Genomic DNA, 14368 nt, shown 5'->3' on the forward strand with positions numbered 1-14368 from the left:
CGGGAAGCCCAGGACGCGTCGGGCCCGTACCATTGGACTAGCCGTGGCGTGTCCGCCCGGCGGGCGTACGAGGACTCGAGACCGACTGAGACGCCTGATCCCACGATCCGAGAGAAGCGCAAGCCACCCATGCCCACGCGCCACGACATCCGTAACGTAGCCATCGTCGCCCACGTCGACCACGGCAAGACCACGCTGGTCGACGCCATGCTCAAGCAGGCGGGCGCCTTCGCGGCCCACGCCGCGGAGAACCTCGACGAACGCATGATGGACTCGAACGACCTGGAGCGTGAGAAGGGCATCACGATCCTGGCCAAGAACACGGCCGTGAAGTACCACCCGAAAGATGGCGGCGACGTCATCACCATCAACATCATCGACACCCCCGGCCACGCCGACTTCGGTGGTGAGGTCGAGCGAGGCCTGTCGATGGTGGACGCGGTCGTCCTGCTCGTGGACGCGTCCGAGGGGCCGCTCCCGCAGACCCGCTTCGTGCTCCGCAAGGCGCTGACGGCCCGGCTGCCGGTCATCCTGTGCATCAACAAGACGGACCGCCCGGACTCCCGCATCGCCGAGGTCATCGACGAGACGTACGACCTCTTCCTGGACCTGGACGCCGACGAGGACCAGATCGAGTTCCCGATCGTCTACGCGTGCGCCCGTGACGGCGTCGCCTCGCTGACCAAGCCCGAGGACGGCACGGTTCCGCCGGACAGCGACAGCCTGGAGCCGTTCTTCAGCACGATCCTCTCCGCGGTCCCGGCCCCGGAGTACGACGCCGACGCACCCCTCCAGGCGCACGTCACCAACCTGGACGCCGACAACTTCCTCGGCCGTATCGCGCTGTGCCGCGTCGAGCAGGGCGAGCTGCGCAAGGGCCAGACCGTCGCGTGGATCAAGCGGGACGGCACGATCTCCAACGTCCGCATCACCGAGCTGATGATGACCGAGGCGCTCACCCGCAAGCCCGCCGAGAAGGCCGGCCCGGGAGACATCTGCGCCATCGCCGGTATCCCGGACATCATGATCGGCGAGACCCTGGCCGACACCGAGAACCCGATCGCGCTGCCGCTGATCACGGTCGACGAGCCGGCGATCTCGATGACCATCGGTGCGAACACCTCGCCGCTCGTCGGCAAGGGCGGCAAGGGTCACAAGGTCACCGCACGGCAGATCAAGGACCGTTTGGACCGCGAGCTGGTCGGTAACGTCTCGCTCCGCGTCCTGGAGACCGAGCGCCCCGACGCCTGGGAGGTCCAGGGCCGCGGTGAGCTCGCGCTGGCGATCCTCATCGAGACGATGCGCCGCGAGGGCTTCGAACTCACCGTCGGCAAGCCGCAGGTGGTCACCAAGCAGGTCGACGGCAAGACTCACGAGCCGATCGAGCGCATGACCATCGACTCGCCCGAGGAGCACCTCGGCGCCATCACGCAGCTCATGGCGACCCGTAAGGGCCGCATGGAGACGATGACGAACCACGGTTCGGGCTGGGTCCGCATGGAGTGGATCGTCCCGTCGCGCGGCCTCATCGGCTTCCGTACGGAGTTCCTGACCCAGACCCGCGGCACCGGCATCGCGCACTCCCTCTTCGAGGGCCACGAGCCGTGGTTCGGCGAGCTGCGTACCCGTCACAACGGCTCGCTCGTGGCGGACCGTGCGGGCGTCGTGACGCCGTTCGCGATGGTCAACCTCCAGGAGCGCGGTGTCATCTTCACGGAGGCGACCACCGAGGTCTACGAGGGCATGATCATCGGTGAGAACTCGCGCGCCGACGACATGGACGTGAACATCACCAAGGAGAAGAAGCTCACCAACATGCGTGCGGCTTCCGCGGACACCACGGAGAACGTGGTGCCCGCGCGCAAGCTCTCCCTGGAGCAGTCGCTCGAGTTCTGCCGCGACGACGAGTGCATCGAGGTGACCCCGGAGACGGTCCGTATCCGCAAGGTCGTCCTGGACCAGAAGCAGCGCGGCCGTACGGCCTCGCGTGCGAAGAACGGCTGACGGCTGATCCGGAGCGCCCGCTTCGGCCGGCAAACCGCCTGCACCAGCCATTGACATGAGGCCCGGCCCCCCGCAGAGACTGTGGGGGGCCGGGCCTTTCGTCAATCGGTTTTTCTGCCCGAGGTGTCCGGATATCGGGCGTCGCTCTCCGGAACATGTGTTAACGGTCCGTTTCGCGGGTGTCTGTCTGGGATCCCTTTGTCCGGATTTCGGTCAACCACGGCTTCCTGATGTTGTCAAACCGAGACCCTTTAAGTGTGGTTTACAGCTCGGTGTTCCTTAATAGTTGGCTCCATTGAGCTCGGGTCAATGGGTCGACGCACTGTGGGGAGTGCGGACTCACGAGCACACTCGGGGCACTGAAACGATCGCCGTCAGGGGTGTCGGTAGATCTCTCCAGTGCCCCTCTTGTAGTCAAAAGTGGACTCATGAGGAGGAAACCCATGCGCGGTGCCAAGAGCGCCAAGTGGGTCGCGGGAGCGGCAATCATCGCCCTGGCCGCGACCGCCTGTGGCGGCGGCGACAGTGACGACAACGGCAAGGCTGCCTCGACGGAGAAGGGCAAGCCTGCGGGCTACGTGTCCATCGACGTCGGTGAGCCGCAGAAGCCGCTGATTCCGGCTGACACCAACGAGTCGCTCGGCAGCTACGTCATCCAGTCGCTGTTCACGCAGCTGCTGGACTTCGACGCCGACGGCAACATCGTCTACACGAACGCCGAGTCCGTTAAGACGACCGACTCGAAGACGTGGACGGTCAAGCTCAAGGCCGGCTGGAAGTTCCACGACGGCACCCCCGTCACCGCCGACTCGTACATCAAGGCGTGGAACTGGTACGCCAACAGCAAGAACAACCAGCAGAACGCCTTCTGGTTCGAGGACATCAAGGGTTACGCGGACGTCCACCCCGAGAAGGGTGACCCCAAGTCCGACGTGATGTCCGGTCTGAAGCTGGTCGACGACACCACCTTCACGATCGAGCTCAACACCGCCGTGCCGTACTACGAGTACAAGCTCGGGTACACCACCTTCGCCCCCCTGCCGGAGGTGTTCTACAAGGACACCAAGGCGTTCGGCCAGGCGCCGGTCGGCAACGGTCCCTACATCTTCGAGAAGTGGGACCACAAGAAGCTCATCCGCGTCAAGGCCAACCCTGACTACCAGGGCCCGAACAAGGCCAAGAACAAGGGTGTCCTCTTCAAGAACTACGCGACCGTCGAGGCCGCGTACCAGGACCTCCTCTCCGGCAACCTGGACATGATCCGCCAGGTCGGCCCGAAGGACCTGCCGAAGTACAAGCAGGACCTCGGCGACCGCGCGATCGACCAGGCGTACGCCGCGATCCAGTCGCTCGTCCCGACCTTCTACTCGAAGACCTTCAAGGACATCGACCCGAAGGTCCTGCAGGGTCTGTCGATGGCCATCGACCGTGACACGATCACCAAGACCGTGCTCAACGGCACCCGCAAGCCCGCCACCAGCTTCACGCCCCCGGGCGTGGCCGGTAACCAGGACCTGGGCACCGACGTGTTCAAGTTCGACGCGGCCAAGGCGAAGCAGCTCGTCACCGAGGGCGGCGGCGTTCCGGACAACAAGATCTGGATCCAGTACAACGCCGACGGTGGCCACAAGGAGTGGGTGACCGCGGTCTGCGAGTCCATCCGCAACTCCACCGGTGTGGACTGCATCCCGGACGCCAAGCCGGACTTCCAGACCGACCTGGAAGCGCGTGACAACGACCAGGTCAAGTCGATGTACCGCGGTGGCTGGGTGGCCGACTACCCGATGAACGTCAACTTCCTGCGGGAGCTGTACGGCACCACCGCCGAGGCGAACAACGGCCGGTTCTCCGACAAGGAGGTCGACGCGGCCTTCAAGAAGGGCGACAACGCCAAGACCCTGGACGAGTCGATCAAGGCTTACCAGGAGGCCGAGAAGCTCGTCCTGACGAAGATGCCGGCGATCCCGCTCTGGGAGTACAAGACCAACGGTGGCTACTCGAAGTCGGTCGACAACGTGACGGTCGACTTCCACGGTGACTACAACATCACCGAAGTCACCGTCACCAAGTAACACGCCTGAGGGCCCCCACCAGGCCATCAGCCGCCCACACAGGCAGTAGGTCCCGGGGGCCGCTCTCCGAATCCGGAGAGCGGCCCTTGGGCTGCATTATCCCTAAATCGGAGGCGAACATGGGGCGTTATGTCGCGCGGCGACTGCTCCAGATGATCCCGGTCTTCCTCGGGTCGACGTTGCTGGTCTTCTCCATGATGTACGCGCTGCCCGGCGATCCCGTGCGCGCGCTCGCAGGTGAGCAGACCGTCGACCCGACGCAGATCGCGAACATGAAGAAGGAGCTGGGTCTCGACCTACCGCTCTGGCACCAGTACTGGAACTACCTCGTGAACCTGTTCCAGGGTGATTTCGGCACACAGATCGCCAGTGGGCGACCCGTGGCCGACATCATTTCGGAAGCGTTCCCGATCACCATCCGGCTGGCCCTGTTTGCCTTCATCTTCACGGTCGTCGTCGGTATCTCCATGGGCATCTTCGCGGGGCTGAAGGCCGACACCCTTCGCGACCGCGGTCTGCTCGTCCTGACGCTCCTGCTCATCTCGGTCCCCTCGTTCGTGCTGGGCTTCCTCGGCCAGTACTTCTTCGCCTTCCAGCTCGGCTGGGTCGAACCCAACGTGAGCCTCGAGGCGAACGCGAGTGAGCTGATCCTGCCCGCGGTGGTCCTCGGGTCCCTGTCGCTCGCTTACGTGGCGCGACTGACCCGCACCTCGGTCGCGGAGAACCTGCGCTCCGACTACATGCGCACCGCCGTGGCCAAGGGGCTGCCGCGCCGTCGCATCATCGGCGTCCACCTGATGCGCAACTCGCTGATCCCCGTGGTCACCTTCCTCGGCACCGACCTCGGTGCCCTGCTGGGCGGAGCCGTCGTCACCGAGGGCATCTTCAACATCAAGGGTGTCGGTTACAACGTCTTCGACGCGCTCCGGCACCGCGAAGGCGCCACCGTCGTCGGCATCGTGACGCTGATCGTCATCGTCTATCTCGTTGCCAGCCTGGTCGTCGACCTGCTCTACGCGGTCCTGGACCCGAGGATCCGTTATGCCTGAGACGCTCAAGGAAACCACCGCGGACAAGCCCGAGGCCGTGGCCGCGCCCGCTGCCGCCGCTCCCGTGGGCAAGCCCCGCAGCCTGTGGTCGGACGCCTGGCACGACCTGCGGCGCAGCCCGCTGTTCGTCGTCTCGGCCGTCCTGATCTTCTTCCTGCTGGTGATGGCGGCATTCCCCGGCCTGTTCACCGGCGCAGACCCGCGCTACGCGGACCTGGCCCACCACTACCTGCAGAAGCCCAAGTGGGGGAACGTCTTCCAGGAGGACTGGTTCGGGTACGACATCCAGGGGCGCTCGATCTACGCGCGTGTCGTCTACGGCGCCCGCGCCTCGATCACCGTCGCCGTCGTCGTCACCGCCCTCGTCACCATCCTGGGCACCGTGGTCGGCATGCTCGCCGGCTACTTCGGCGGCTGGATCGACACGATCCTCTCCCGGGTCACCGACATCTTCTTCGGCGTCCCCTTCATCCTCGGCGCGATGGTCGTCCTGACCTCGTTCGAGGAGCGCAAGATCTGGGTCGTCATCCTGGCGCTGGCCTTCCTCGGCTGGACCTCGATCGCCCGTGTCGCACGCGGCTCCGTCCTGACGATCAAGCAGGCCGACTACGTGATGGCGGCCAAGGCGCTCGGCGCCTCGACCACCCGCATCCTGCTCCGGCACATCCTGCCCAACGCGATCGCCCCGGTGATCGTCGTCGCGACCATCGCGCTCGGCGGCTACATCTCGGCCGAGGCCACCCTGTCCTTCCTGGGTATCGGTCTCGCCGAACCGACCGTGTCGTGGGGTGTGGACATCTCCTCCGGCCAGGAGCAGCTGCGTAACGCCGCGTTCGTGCTGATCATCCCGTCGGTCATGGTGTCGATCACCGTTCTGGCGTTCATCATGCTCGGCGATGCGGTACGCAACGCCCTCGACCCCAAGCTGCGCTGAGGGAGGCGTACATGACCATCATCGACAAGACAGCGGATGTTCCTGCTCCGCGTGGTTCCAACGACGAGAGCGGCCCGCTGCTCGAAGTCCGCGATCTGCACGTGGAATTCCATACCCGTGACGGCGTGGCCAAGGCCGTCAACGGCGTCAACTACAGCGTCAGCGCGGGCGAGACCCTCGCCGTGCTCGGCGAGTCCGGCTCCGGCAAGTCCGTGACCGCTCAGGCGATCATGGGCATCCTGGACATGCCCCCGGGCAGCATCCCCAAGGGCGAGATCCTCTTCCGCGGCCAGGACATGCTCAAGATGTCCAACGAGGAGCGCCGGCAGATCCGCGGCCGGAAGATCGCCATGATCTTCCAGGACGCGCTGTCCTCGCTGAACCCTGTGCTCTCCGTGGGCTACCAGCTCGGCGAGATGTTCCGTGTGCACCAGGGTCTCTCCAAGAAGGACGCCAAGGCCAAGGCCATCGCGCTGATGGACCGGGTGCGCATTCCGGCGGCCAAGGAGCGGGTCAACGACTACCCGCACCAGTTCTCCGGCGGTATGCGCCAGCGCATCATGATCGCCATGGCGCTGGCCCTGGAGCCCGACCTGATCATCGCGGACGAGCCCACCACGGCGCTCGACGTGACCGTCCAGGCGCAGGTCATGGACCTGCTCGCGGAGCTCCAGCGCGACTTCAACATGGGTCTGATCCTGATCACGCACGACCTCGGTGTCGTCGCCGACGTCGCCGACAAGATCGCCGTGATGTACGCGGGCCGGATCGTCGAGACCGCCCCGGTCCACGAGATCTACAAGCGCCCCGCGCACCCGTACACCAAGGGTCTGCTGGAGTCGATCCCGCGCCTGGACCAGAAGGGCCAGGAGCTCTACGCGATCAAGGGCCTGCCGCCCAACCTGCTGCACGTGCCGTCCGGCTGTGCCTTCAACCCGCGCTGCACGATGGCGCAGGACATCTGCCGTACGGAGATCCCGGCACTGCGCCCGGTCACCGAGCAGGACGGTACCGAGCTGGTCGGCCGCGGCAGCGCCTGCCACTTCTGGAAGGAGACGATCCATGGCTGACCTCGAGAAGGAGTCCGTGGACGCCACCCCGAACGTCACCGAAGTGGCGACGGTCAACGCGGCCACCGAGTCGGAGGCCGTGGCGGCGATCGAGGCCCCGGTGTCTCAGGGGGAGCCGATCCTCCAGGTGCGCAACCTGGTCAAGCACTTCCCGCTGACCCAGGGCATCCTGTTCAAGAAGCAGGTCGGCGCGGTCAAGGCCGTGGACGGGATCTCGTTCGATCTCTACCAGGGCGAGACGCTCGGCATCGTGGGCGAGTCCGGCTGTGGCAAGTCCACGGTCGCCAAGCTCCTGATGACGCTGGAGCGGGCCACCGCCGGTGAGGTCTTCTACAAGGGCCAGGACATCACCCAGCTGTCGGGCCGTGCGCTGAAGGCCGTGCGCCGCAACATCCAGATGGTGTTCCAGGACCCGTACACCTCGCTGAACCCGCGCATGACGGTCGGCGACATCATCGGGGAGCCCTTCGACATCCACCCCGAGGTGGCCCCGAAGGGCGACCGGCGCCGCAAGGTGCAGGAGCTCCTCGACGTCGTCGGTCTGAACCCGGAGTACATCAACCGGTACCCGCACCAGTTCTCCGGCGGTCAGCGCCAGCGCATCGGCATCGCCCGCGGCCTCGCGCTCAACCCGGAGATCATCATCTGCGACGAGCCGGTCTCCGCGCTCGACGTGTCGGTGCAGGCGCAGGTCATCAACCTGATGGAGAAGCTCCAGGACGAGTTCAACCTGTCCTACCTCTTCATCGCGCACGACCTGTCGATCGTCCGGCACATCTCGGACCGGGTCGGTGTCATGTACCTCGGCAAGATGGCCGAGATCGGTACGGACACGCAGATCTACGACCACCCGACGCACCCCTACACCCAGGCGCTGCTGTCGGCGGTCCCGGTCCCGGACCCGAGTGCCCGTGACGGACGCGAGCGGATCATCCTCTCCGGCGACGTCCCCTCGCCGGCCAACCCGCCGTCGGGCTGCCGCTTCCGTACGCGGTGCTGGAAGGCCCAGGACAAGTGCGCCACCGAGGTGCCGCTCCTGGCGATCCCCGAGCGCTTCAAGGCCTCGGACACTCCGGCCGCGCACGAGAGTGCGTGCCACTTCGCCGAGGAGAAGGACGTCGTGCACGCGGCGTAGCTCATCGGTCAGCTGAACGGAAGACGCCCGGCCCCCTGTGGGGCCGGGCGTCTTCCGTGTGTTCGGGCCGGTCCCCGTACGGCGGACATGAACATGCGACGCGGTGTCATATGAGGTGATATGAGGCATTGAGCTACTCACGGGAACCCTAGGAGGCACTCCATGCGCGGAGCCACACACGCCAGGTGGGCCGCATGCGCGGTCGCCGTCGCCCTGGCGGCTACCGCCTGCGGCGGCGGGGACGACAGCGGTGGTGGCAGTGGTGGCGCGGACGGGATCGTGAGCTCCTCCTGGGGCGACCCCCAGAACCCGCTGGAGCCCGCCAACACCAACGAGGTGCAGGGCGGCAAGGTCCTCTCCATGCTCTTCCGCGGGCTCGTGCGGTACAACCCCGAGACGGGGGAGGCCGAGAACGAGATCGCCGAGAAGATCGAGTCCACCGACTCGCAGAACTTCACCATCACCATCAAGGACAACTGGACCTTCAGCAACGGCGAGAAGGTCACCGCGCAGTCGTTCGTGGACGCCTGGAACTACGGCTCGGCGCTGAAGAACAACCAGAAGAACGCGTACTTCTTCGCCTACATCGACGGCTACGACAAGGCCCACCCCGAGTCGGGCAAGGCCAGCACCGACACCCTGTCCGGCCTCAAGGTGGTCAACCCGACGACCTTCACGGTCAAGCTGTCCCAGAAGTTCTCCCTCTGGCCCGACACCCTCGGCTACGCGGCCTTCGTACCGCTGCCCAAGGCCTTCTACTCGGACCACGACGCCTGGCTCTCCAAGCCGGTCGGCAACGGCCCGTACACCGTCGACTCGTACGCCAAGGGCTCCTCGATGAACCTGCGCCGGTGGGACGACTACCCCGGCACGGACAAGGCGCAGAACGGCGGCATCGACCTCAAGGTCTACACCGACAACAACACCGCCTACACCGACCTGACGGCCGGCAACCTCGACCTGGTCGACGACGTGCCCGCCTCGCAGCTCAAGAACGTGGAGTCGGACCTGGGGGACCGGTACATCAACACCCCGGCCGGCATCATCCAGACACTCTCCTTCCCGTTCTACGTGGACGCGTGGAACACCCCGGACGCCGTCAAGGTCCGGCAGGGCCTGTCGATGGCCATCAACCGTGAGCAGATCACCGACCAGATCTTCCAGAAGACCCGCACCCCCGCCTCCGACTGGACCTCCCCCGTCCTCGGCGAGGAGGGCGGCTTCAAGGAAGGCCTGTGCGGCTCGCCGTGCGAGTACGACAAGGCCGAGGCCAAGAAGCTGATCGAGGACGGCGGCGGCATCCCCGGCGGCCAGCTCAAGATCTCGTACAACGCGGACACGGGCTCCCACAAGGAATGGGTCGACGCGGTCTGCAACAGCATCAACAACGCCATGGGCAACAACAAGGCCTGCGTCGGCAGCCCGGTCGGCACGTTCGCCGACTTCCGCAGCCAGGTGTCCACCCAGAAGCTGACCGGTGCCTGGCGCGCGGGCTGGCAGATGGACTACCCGCTCATCCAGAACTTCCTCCAGCCGCTCTACTACACCAACGCCCCGTCCAACGACGGCAAGTGGAGCAACAAGGAGTTCGACGGCCTGGTCAACAAGGCGAACGCCGAAGCCGACAAGGCCACGGCCGTCAGCACCTTCCAGGACGCGGAGAAGATTCTCGCCGAGCAGATGCCCGTGATCCCGCTCTGGTACCAGAACGGCAGCGCCGGCTACTCGGACCGGGTCGAGAACGTCGCCCTGAACGTCTTCAGCGTCCCGGTGTACGACCAGATCAAGGTCAAGTGACCCGAGCCGGGCGGCCGGTGCGGACCACCGCGCCGCCCGCCCGGCTTCCCGGTCCCTCCGCTGTTCGCCCCGACCCCCGGAGCCCCTCATGGGACGTTATGTGATCCGGCGGCTGCTGCAGATGATCCCCGTCTTCTTCGGCACCACGCTGTTGATCTTCCTCATGGTGAACGTGATGGGCGACCCCATCGCGGGCCTCTGCGGTGACCGCCAGTGCGACCCCGCGACCGCCGCCCAGCTGCGCACCGAATTCGGCCTCGACAAGCCGGTCTGGCAGCAGTACCTGACCTACATGGGCAACATCTTCACCGGGGACTTCGGCACCGCGTTCAACGGGCAGGAGGTCACGGAGCTGATGGCCACCGCCTTCCCCATCACCATCCGGCTCACCATCATCGCGATCGTGTTCGAGATCGTCATCGGCATCAGCCTCGGAGTCGTCACCGGACTGCACCGCGGGAGGCCCGTCGACACCGGGGTACTGATCCTGACCCTGGTCGTCATCGCCGTGCCCACGTTCGTCACCGGTCTGCTGCTCCAGCTCCTCCTCGGTGTGGAGTGGGGCATCATCAAGCCGTCCGTCTCACCCGAGGCACCGCTCGACGAACTCATCGTCCCCGGCCTCGTCCTGGCCTCCGTCTCCCTGGCCTACGTCACCCGCCTCACCCGGACCTCGATCGCCGAGAACGCCCGCGCCGACTACGTACGCACCGCCGTGGCCAAGGGGCTTCCCCGGCGCCGGGTCGTCATCCGGCACCTGCTGCGCAACTCCCTCATCCCCGTCGTCACCTTCATCGGTACGGACGTGGGCGCCCTGATGGGCGGGGCGATCGTCACCGAGCGCATCTTCAACATCCATGGAGTCGGCTACCAGCTCTACCAGGGCATCCTGCGGCAGAACTCCCAGACCGTCGTCGGGTTCGTCACCGTGCTGGTCCTCGTCTTCCTCGCGGCGAACCTGATCGTCGACCTCCTGTACGCCGTACTCGACCCGAGGATCCGCTATGCCTGAGCCGCAGCAGCCGTTCGACGAAGCGATCTCGGGGGCCGGAGCCGGCGGTGCGATGGACCTTGCGGTGGACGAGGGCACCAGCCTGGAGAAGACGCCCGGCGGTCCGGAGGGAACCGGCCCGGCCGGCAAGCCGCGCAGCCTGTGGTCCGACGCCTGGCGCGATCTGCGCCGCAACCCGGTCTTCATCATCTCCGGGCTGATCATCCTCTTCCTGGTGATCATCTCGATCTGGCCGTCGCTCATCACCGACCAGGACCCGCTCGACTGCGATCTGAGCAAGGCCCAGGAGGGCTCCCAGCCCGGTCACCCCTTCGGCTTCGACGGGCAGGGCTGCGACGTCTACACCCGCACGGTGTACGGCGCGCGCACCTCGGTCACGGTCGGTGTCTGCTCCACGATCGGCGTCTCGCTGCTGGGCGGCGTACTGGGCGGCCTCGCCGGCTTCTTCGGGGGCAAGGGCGACGCCGTCCTCTCCCGCATCACCGACGTCTTCTTCGGTATCCCGGTCGTCCTCGGCGGCCTGGTCTTCCTCTCCGTGGTCACCAGCTCCACCGTCTGGCCCGTGATCGGCTTCATCGTGCTGCTGGGCTGGCCCCAGATCGCCCGCATCGCACGAGGCTCCGTCATCACCGCCAAACAGAACGACTACGTCCAGGCGGCGCGGGCCCTGGGCGCCTCCAACTCGCGGATGCTGCTGCGGCACATCACCCCCAACGCCATCGCCCCGGTCATCGTCGTCGCGACGATCGCGCTGGGTACCTACATCTCGCTGGAGGCGACCCTCTCGTACCTGGGTGTCGGCCTGAAGCCGCCGGCCGTCTCCTGGGGCATCGACATCTCCGCCGCCTCCCAGTACATCCGCAACGCACCGCACATGCTGCTCTGGCCCGCCGGCGCGCTGGCGATCACGGTGCTCGCCTTCATCATGCTCGGCGACGCGGTGCGCGACGCCCTCGACCCCAAGCTGCGCTGAGGAGCCCGCTGCCATGTTGCTCGAAGTGCGCGATCTGCACGTGGAGTTCCACACCCGCGAGGGGGTGGCCAAGGCCGTCAACGGGGTCAACTACTCGGTGGCCGAGGGCGAGACGCTCGCCGTCCTCGGCGAGTCCGGCTCGGGCAAGTCGGTCACCGCCCAGGCGATCATGGGCATCCTCGACACGCCGCCCGGGAAGATCAGCGGGGGCGAGATCCTCTTCAAGGACCGCGACCTGCTGAAGATCAAGGGCGAGGAACGGCGCAAGGTCCGCGGCCAGGAGATGGCCATGATCTTCCAGGACGCGCTGTCCTCGCTGAACCCGGTGCTGAGCGTCGGGCAGCAGTTGAGCGAGATGTTCGTCGTGCACCGCGGGATGTCCCGCAAGGACGCGAAGGCCAAGTCCATCGAGCTGATGGACCGGGTGCGCATCCCGGCCGCCAAGGAGCGCGTCGGGAACTTCCCGCACCAGTTCTCCGGCGGTATGCGCCAGCGCATCATGATCGCCATGGCGATGGCGCTGGAACCCTCGCTGATCATCGCCGACGAGCCGACCACCGCCCTGGACGTGACGGTCCAGGCCCAGGTGATGGAGCTGCTCGCCGAACTGCAGCGCGAGCTGAACATGGGGCTGATCCTCATCACCCACGACCTCGGGGTGGTGGCCGACGTCGCCGACAAGATCGCCGTGATGTACGCGGGCCGGATCGTCGAGACCTCGCCCGTCCACGAGATCTACAAGGCACCCGCCCACCCGTACACCAAGGGACTCCTGCGGTCGATCCCGCGCCTGGACCAGAAGGGCCAGGACCTGTACGCGATCAAGGGGCTGCCGCCCAACCTGCTGCACATCCCCTCCGGCTGCGCCTTCCACCCCCGCTGCCCGATGGCCCAGGCCGTGTGCCGTACGGACGTGCCGCCGCTGTACACCGTGGACGAGAGCCGCCGGAGCGCCTGCCACTTCTGGAAGGAGACGCTCGATGCACGCTGAGGACCCGAGCCGTGGAGGCGTCACCGCCGGGGGTTCCACCCTGGTCTCCGAGGTGCGCGAGAGCGGCCCTGAGCGGCCGTACGCGGAGGGCGACCCGATCCTGGAGGTGCGCGGCCTGGTCAAGCACTACCCGCTCACCCGCGGCATCCTCTTCAAGAAGCAGATCGGGGCGGTCAAGGCCGTCGACGGGGTCGACTTCGATCTGGCGGCGGGCGAGACGCTCGGCATCGTGGGCGAGTCCGGCTGCGGCAAGTCGACCGTCGCCAAGATGCTGGTGCACCTGGAACCGCCCACCGGGGGCGCCATCCGGTACAAGGGCGAGGACGTCACCAAGCTGTCGGGCCGTGCGCTGAAGGCCGTGCGCCGCAACATCCAGATGGTGTTCCAGGACCCGTACACCTCGCTGAACCCGCGCATGACGGTCGGCGACATCATCGGGGAGCCGTACGAGATCCACCCCGAGGTGGCACCCAAGGGGAGCCGGCGCCAGAAGGTGCAGGACCTGCTCGATGTCGTCGGCCTGAACCCGGAGTACATCAACCGGTACCCGCACCAGTTCTCCGGCGGTCAGCGCCAGCGCATCGGCATCGCCCGCGGCCTCGCGCTCAACCCGGAGATCATCGTCGCCGACGAACCGGTGTCCGCGCTCGACGTGTCGGTACAGGCCCAGGTGGTCAACCTGCTCGACCGGCTGCAGGCCGAGTTCAGCCTGAGCTTCCTGTTCATCGCGCACGACCTGTCGATCGTCCGGCACATCTCGGACCGGGTCGGTGTCATGTACCTCGGCCGGATCGTCGAGATCGGCACGGACGAGGAGATCTACGACCACCCCACGCACCCGTACACGCAGGCGCTGCTGTCCGCCGTCCCCGTACCGGACCCGACGGCCCGCGAGTACCGTGAGCGGATCATTCTGCACGGCGACGTCCCGTCCCCGGCGAACATCCCGTCCGGCTGCCGCTTCCGCACGCGCTGCTGGAAAGCGCAGGAGCGGTGCGAGCTGGAGGTGCCCCTGCTTGCGGTCCCCGCCGTCTTCCGGGAGGCGGACACACCGGCCAGGCACGACTCGGCCTGTCACTTCGCCGAGGAGAAGCAGGTGGTACCGCCGGAGGGACTCCTGGAGACCCCCGAACCGCAGGACGCGCCACCGTCCCTGCACAAGGACGATCCGGGGGAAAAGAAATGATAAAAGGGCATCACATTCGTTAACACAGAGGCAACTTGACTGTCGCCGCACCGATATACGAACGCACCACCATGAAGAACGTACGGCCGTGCGGGTGCCGTGAACCGGCCGGGGTGCTCATCACGTCGCCCCGGCCGGTTTCCCG

The 14368-nt window shown here is 66.5% G+C and carries 11 protein-coding genes; all 11 read left to right on the top strand.

Features of this window, described 5'->3' with window-relative positions:
* Positions 1 to 129: 129 nt before the first annotated feature.
* The 11 genes from typA (at position 130) to ABZS61_RS13365 (ending at position 14223) form a co-directional block, all read left to right on the top strand.
* Complete coding sequence (typA, locus tag ABZS61_RS13315; protein ID WP_356418876.1) at positions 130 to 2004, top strand: translational GTPase TypA; 1875 nt, start codon at positions 130 to 132, stop codon at positions 2002 to 2004.
* Positions 2005 to 2447: 443 nt separating this feature from the next.
* Positions 2448 to 4076: an ABC transporter substrate-binding protein gene (locus tag ABZS61_RS13320; protein WP_356418879.1), complete on the top strand. Its 1629-nt coding sequence runs from the start codon at positions 2448 to 2450 to the stop codon at positions 4074 to 4076.
* A 119-nt stretch (positions 4077 to 4195) separates the two neighbouring features.
* Complete coding sequence (locus ABZS61_RS13325; protein WP_356418882.1) at positions 4196 to 5125, top strand: ABC transporter permease; 930 nt, start codon at positions 4196 to 4198, stop codon at positions 5123 to 5125.
* Positions 5118 to 6059 carry an ABC transporter permease gene (locus ABZS61_RS13330; RefSeq protein WP_356418885.1) on the top strand — a complete coding sequence of 314 codons (942 nt, stop codon included), beginning with the start codon at positions 5118 to 5120 and terminating at the stop codon, positions 6057 to 6059. Before ABZS61_RS13325 ends, ABZS61_RS13330 begins: the two co-directional genes overlap by 8 nt.
* 11 nt (positions 6060 to 6070) lie before the next feature.
* Positions 6071 to 7129 (top strand): ABC transporter ATP-binding protein, encoded by a 1059-nt coding sequence (locus ABZS61_RS13335; protein ID WP_356418888.1) that lies wholly within the window; start codon positions 6071 to 6073, stop codon positions 7127 to 7129.
* Complete coding sequence (locus tag ABZS61_RS13340; RefSeq protein ID WP_356418891.1) at positions 7122 to 8264, top strand: dipeptide ABC transporter ATP-binding protein; 1143 nt, start codon at positions 7122 to 7124, stop codon at positions 8262 to 8264. Before ABZS61_RS13335 ends, ABZS61_RS13340 begins: the two co-directional genes overlap by 8 nt.
* A gap of 162 nt (positions 8265 to 8426) precedes the next feature.
* On the top strand, positions 8427 to 10061 hold the full coding sequence (locus tag ABZS61_RS13345) for an ABC transporter substrate-binding protein (protein ID WP_356418894.1): 1635 nt from the start codon (positions 8427 to 8429) through the stop codon (positions 10059 to 10061).
* Positions 10062 to 10149: 88 nt separating this feature from the next.
* On the top strand, positions 10150 to 11073 hold the full coding sequence (locus ABZS61_RS13350) for an ABC transporter permease (protein ID WP_356418897.1): 924 nt from the start codon (positions 10150 to 10152) through the stop codon (positions 11071 to 11073).
* Positions 11066 to 12046, top strand: coding sequence for an ABC transporter permease (locus tag ABZS61_RS13355; RefSeq protein WP_356418900.1), 981 nt, complete (start codon positions 11066 to 11068; stop codon positions 12044 to 12046). The genes ABZS61_RS13350 and ABZS61_RS13355 overlap by 8 nt, the downstream gene beginning before the upstream one ends.
* Positions 12047 to 12059: 13 nt before the next feature.
* Entirely contained in the window at positions 12060 to 13037 is a 978-nt protein-coding gene (locus ABZS61_RS13360; RefSeq protein ID WP_356418903.1) for an ABC transporter ATP-binding protein, read from the top strand.
* Positions 13027 to 14223: a dipeptide ABC transporter ATP-binding protein gene (locus ABZS61_RS13365; RefSeq protein WP_356418906.1), complete on the top strand. Its 1197-nt coding sequence runs from the start codon at positions 13027 to 13029 to the stop codon at positions 14221 to 14223. The genes ABZS61_RS13360 and ABZS61_RS13365 overlap by 11 nt, the downstream gene beginning before the upstream one ends.
* The last annotated feature ends 145 nt before the right edge of the window (positions 14224 to 14368 follow it).

Origin of the sequence: Streptomyces sp. NPDC005566, assembly GCF_040605575.1 — a bacterium.
Lineage (GTDB): Bacteria > Actinomycetota > Actinomycetes > Streptomycetales > Streptomycetaceae > Streptomyces.

Coding starts and splice junctions, on each gene's coding strand:
- typA (WP_356418876.1), top strand. CDS start 130: ATGCCCACGCGCCACGACATCCGTAACGTAGCCATCGTCGCCCACGTC.
- ABZS61_RS13320 (WP_356418879.1), top strand. CDS start 2,448: ATGCGCGGTGCCAAGAGCGCCAAGTGGGTCGCGGGAGCGGCAATCATC.
- ABZS61_RS13325 (WP_356418882.1), top strand. CDS start 4,196: ATGGGGCGTTATGTCGCGCGGCGACTGCTCCAGATGATCCCGGTCTTC.
- ABZS61_RS13330 (WP_356418885.1), top strand. CDS start 5,118: ATGCCTGAGACGCTCAAGGAAACCACCGCGGACAAGCCCGAGGCCGTG.
- ABZS61_RS13335 (WP_356418888.1), top strand. CDS start 6,071: ATGACCATCATCGACAAGACAGCGGATGTTCCTGCTCCGCGTGGTTCC.
- ABZS61_RS13340 (WP_356418891.1), top strand. CDS start 7,122: ATGGCTGACCTCGAGAAGGAGTCCGTGGACGCCACCCCGAACGTCACC.
- ABZS61_RS13345 (WP_356418894.1), top strand. CDS start 8,427: ATGCGCGGAGCCACACACGCCAGGTGGGCCGCATGCGCGGTCGCCGTC.
- ABZS61_RS13350 (WP_356418897.1), top strand. CDS start 10,150: ATGGGACGTTATGTGATCCGGCGGCTGCTGCAGATGATCCCCGTCTTC.
- ABZS61_RS13355 (WP_356418900.1), top strand. CDS start 11,066: ATGCCTGAGCCGCAGCAGCCGTTCGACGAAGCGATCTCGGGGGCCGGA.
- ABZS61_RS13360 (WP_356418903.1), top strand. CDS start 12,060: ATGTTGCTCGAAGTGCGCGATCTGCACGTGGAGTTCCACACCCGCGAG.
- ABZS61_RS13365 (WP_356418906.1), top strand. CDS start 13,027: ATGCACGCTGAGGACCCGAGCCGTGGAGGCGTCACCGCCGGGGGTTCC.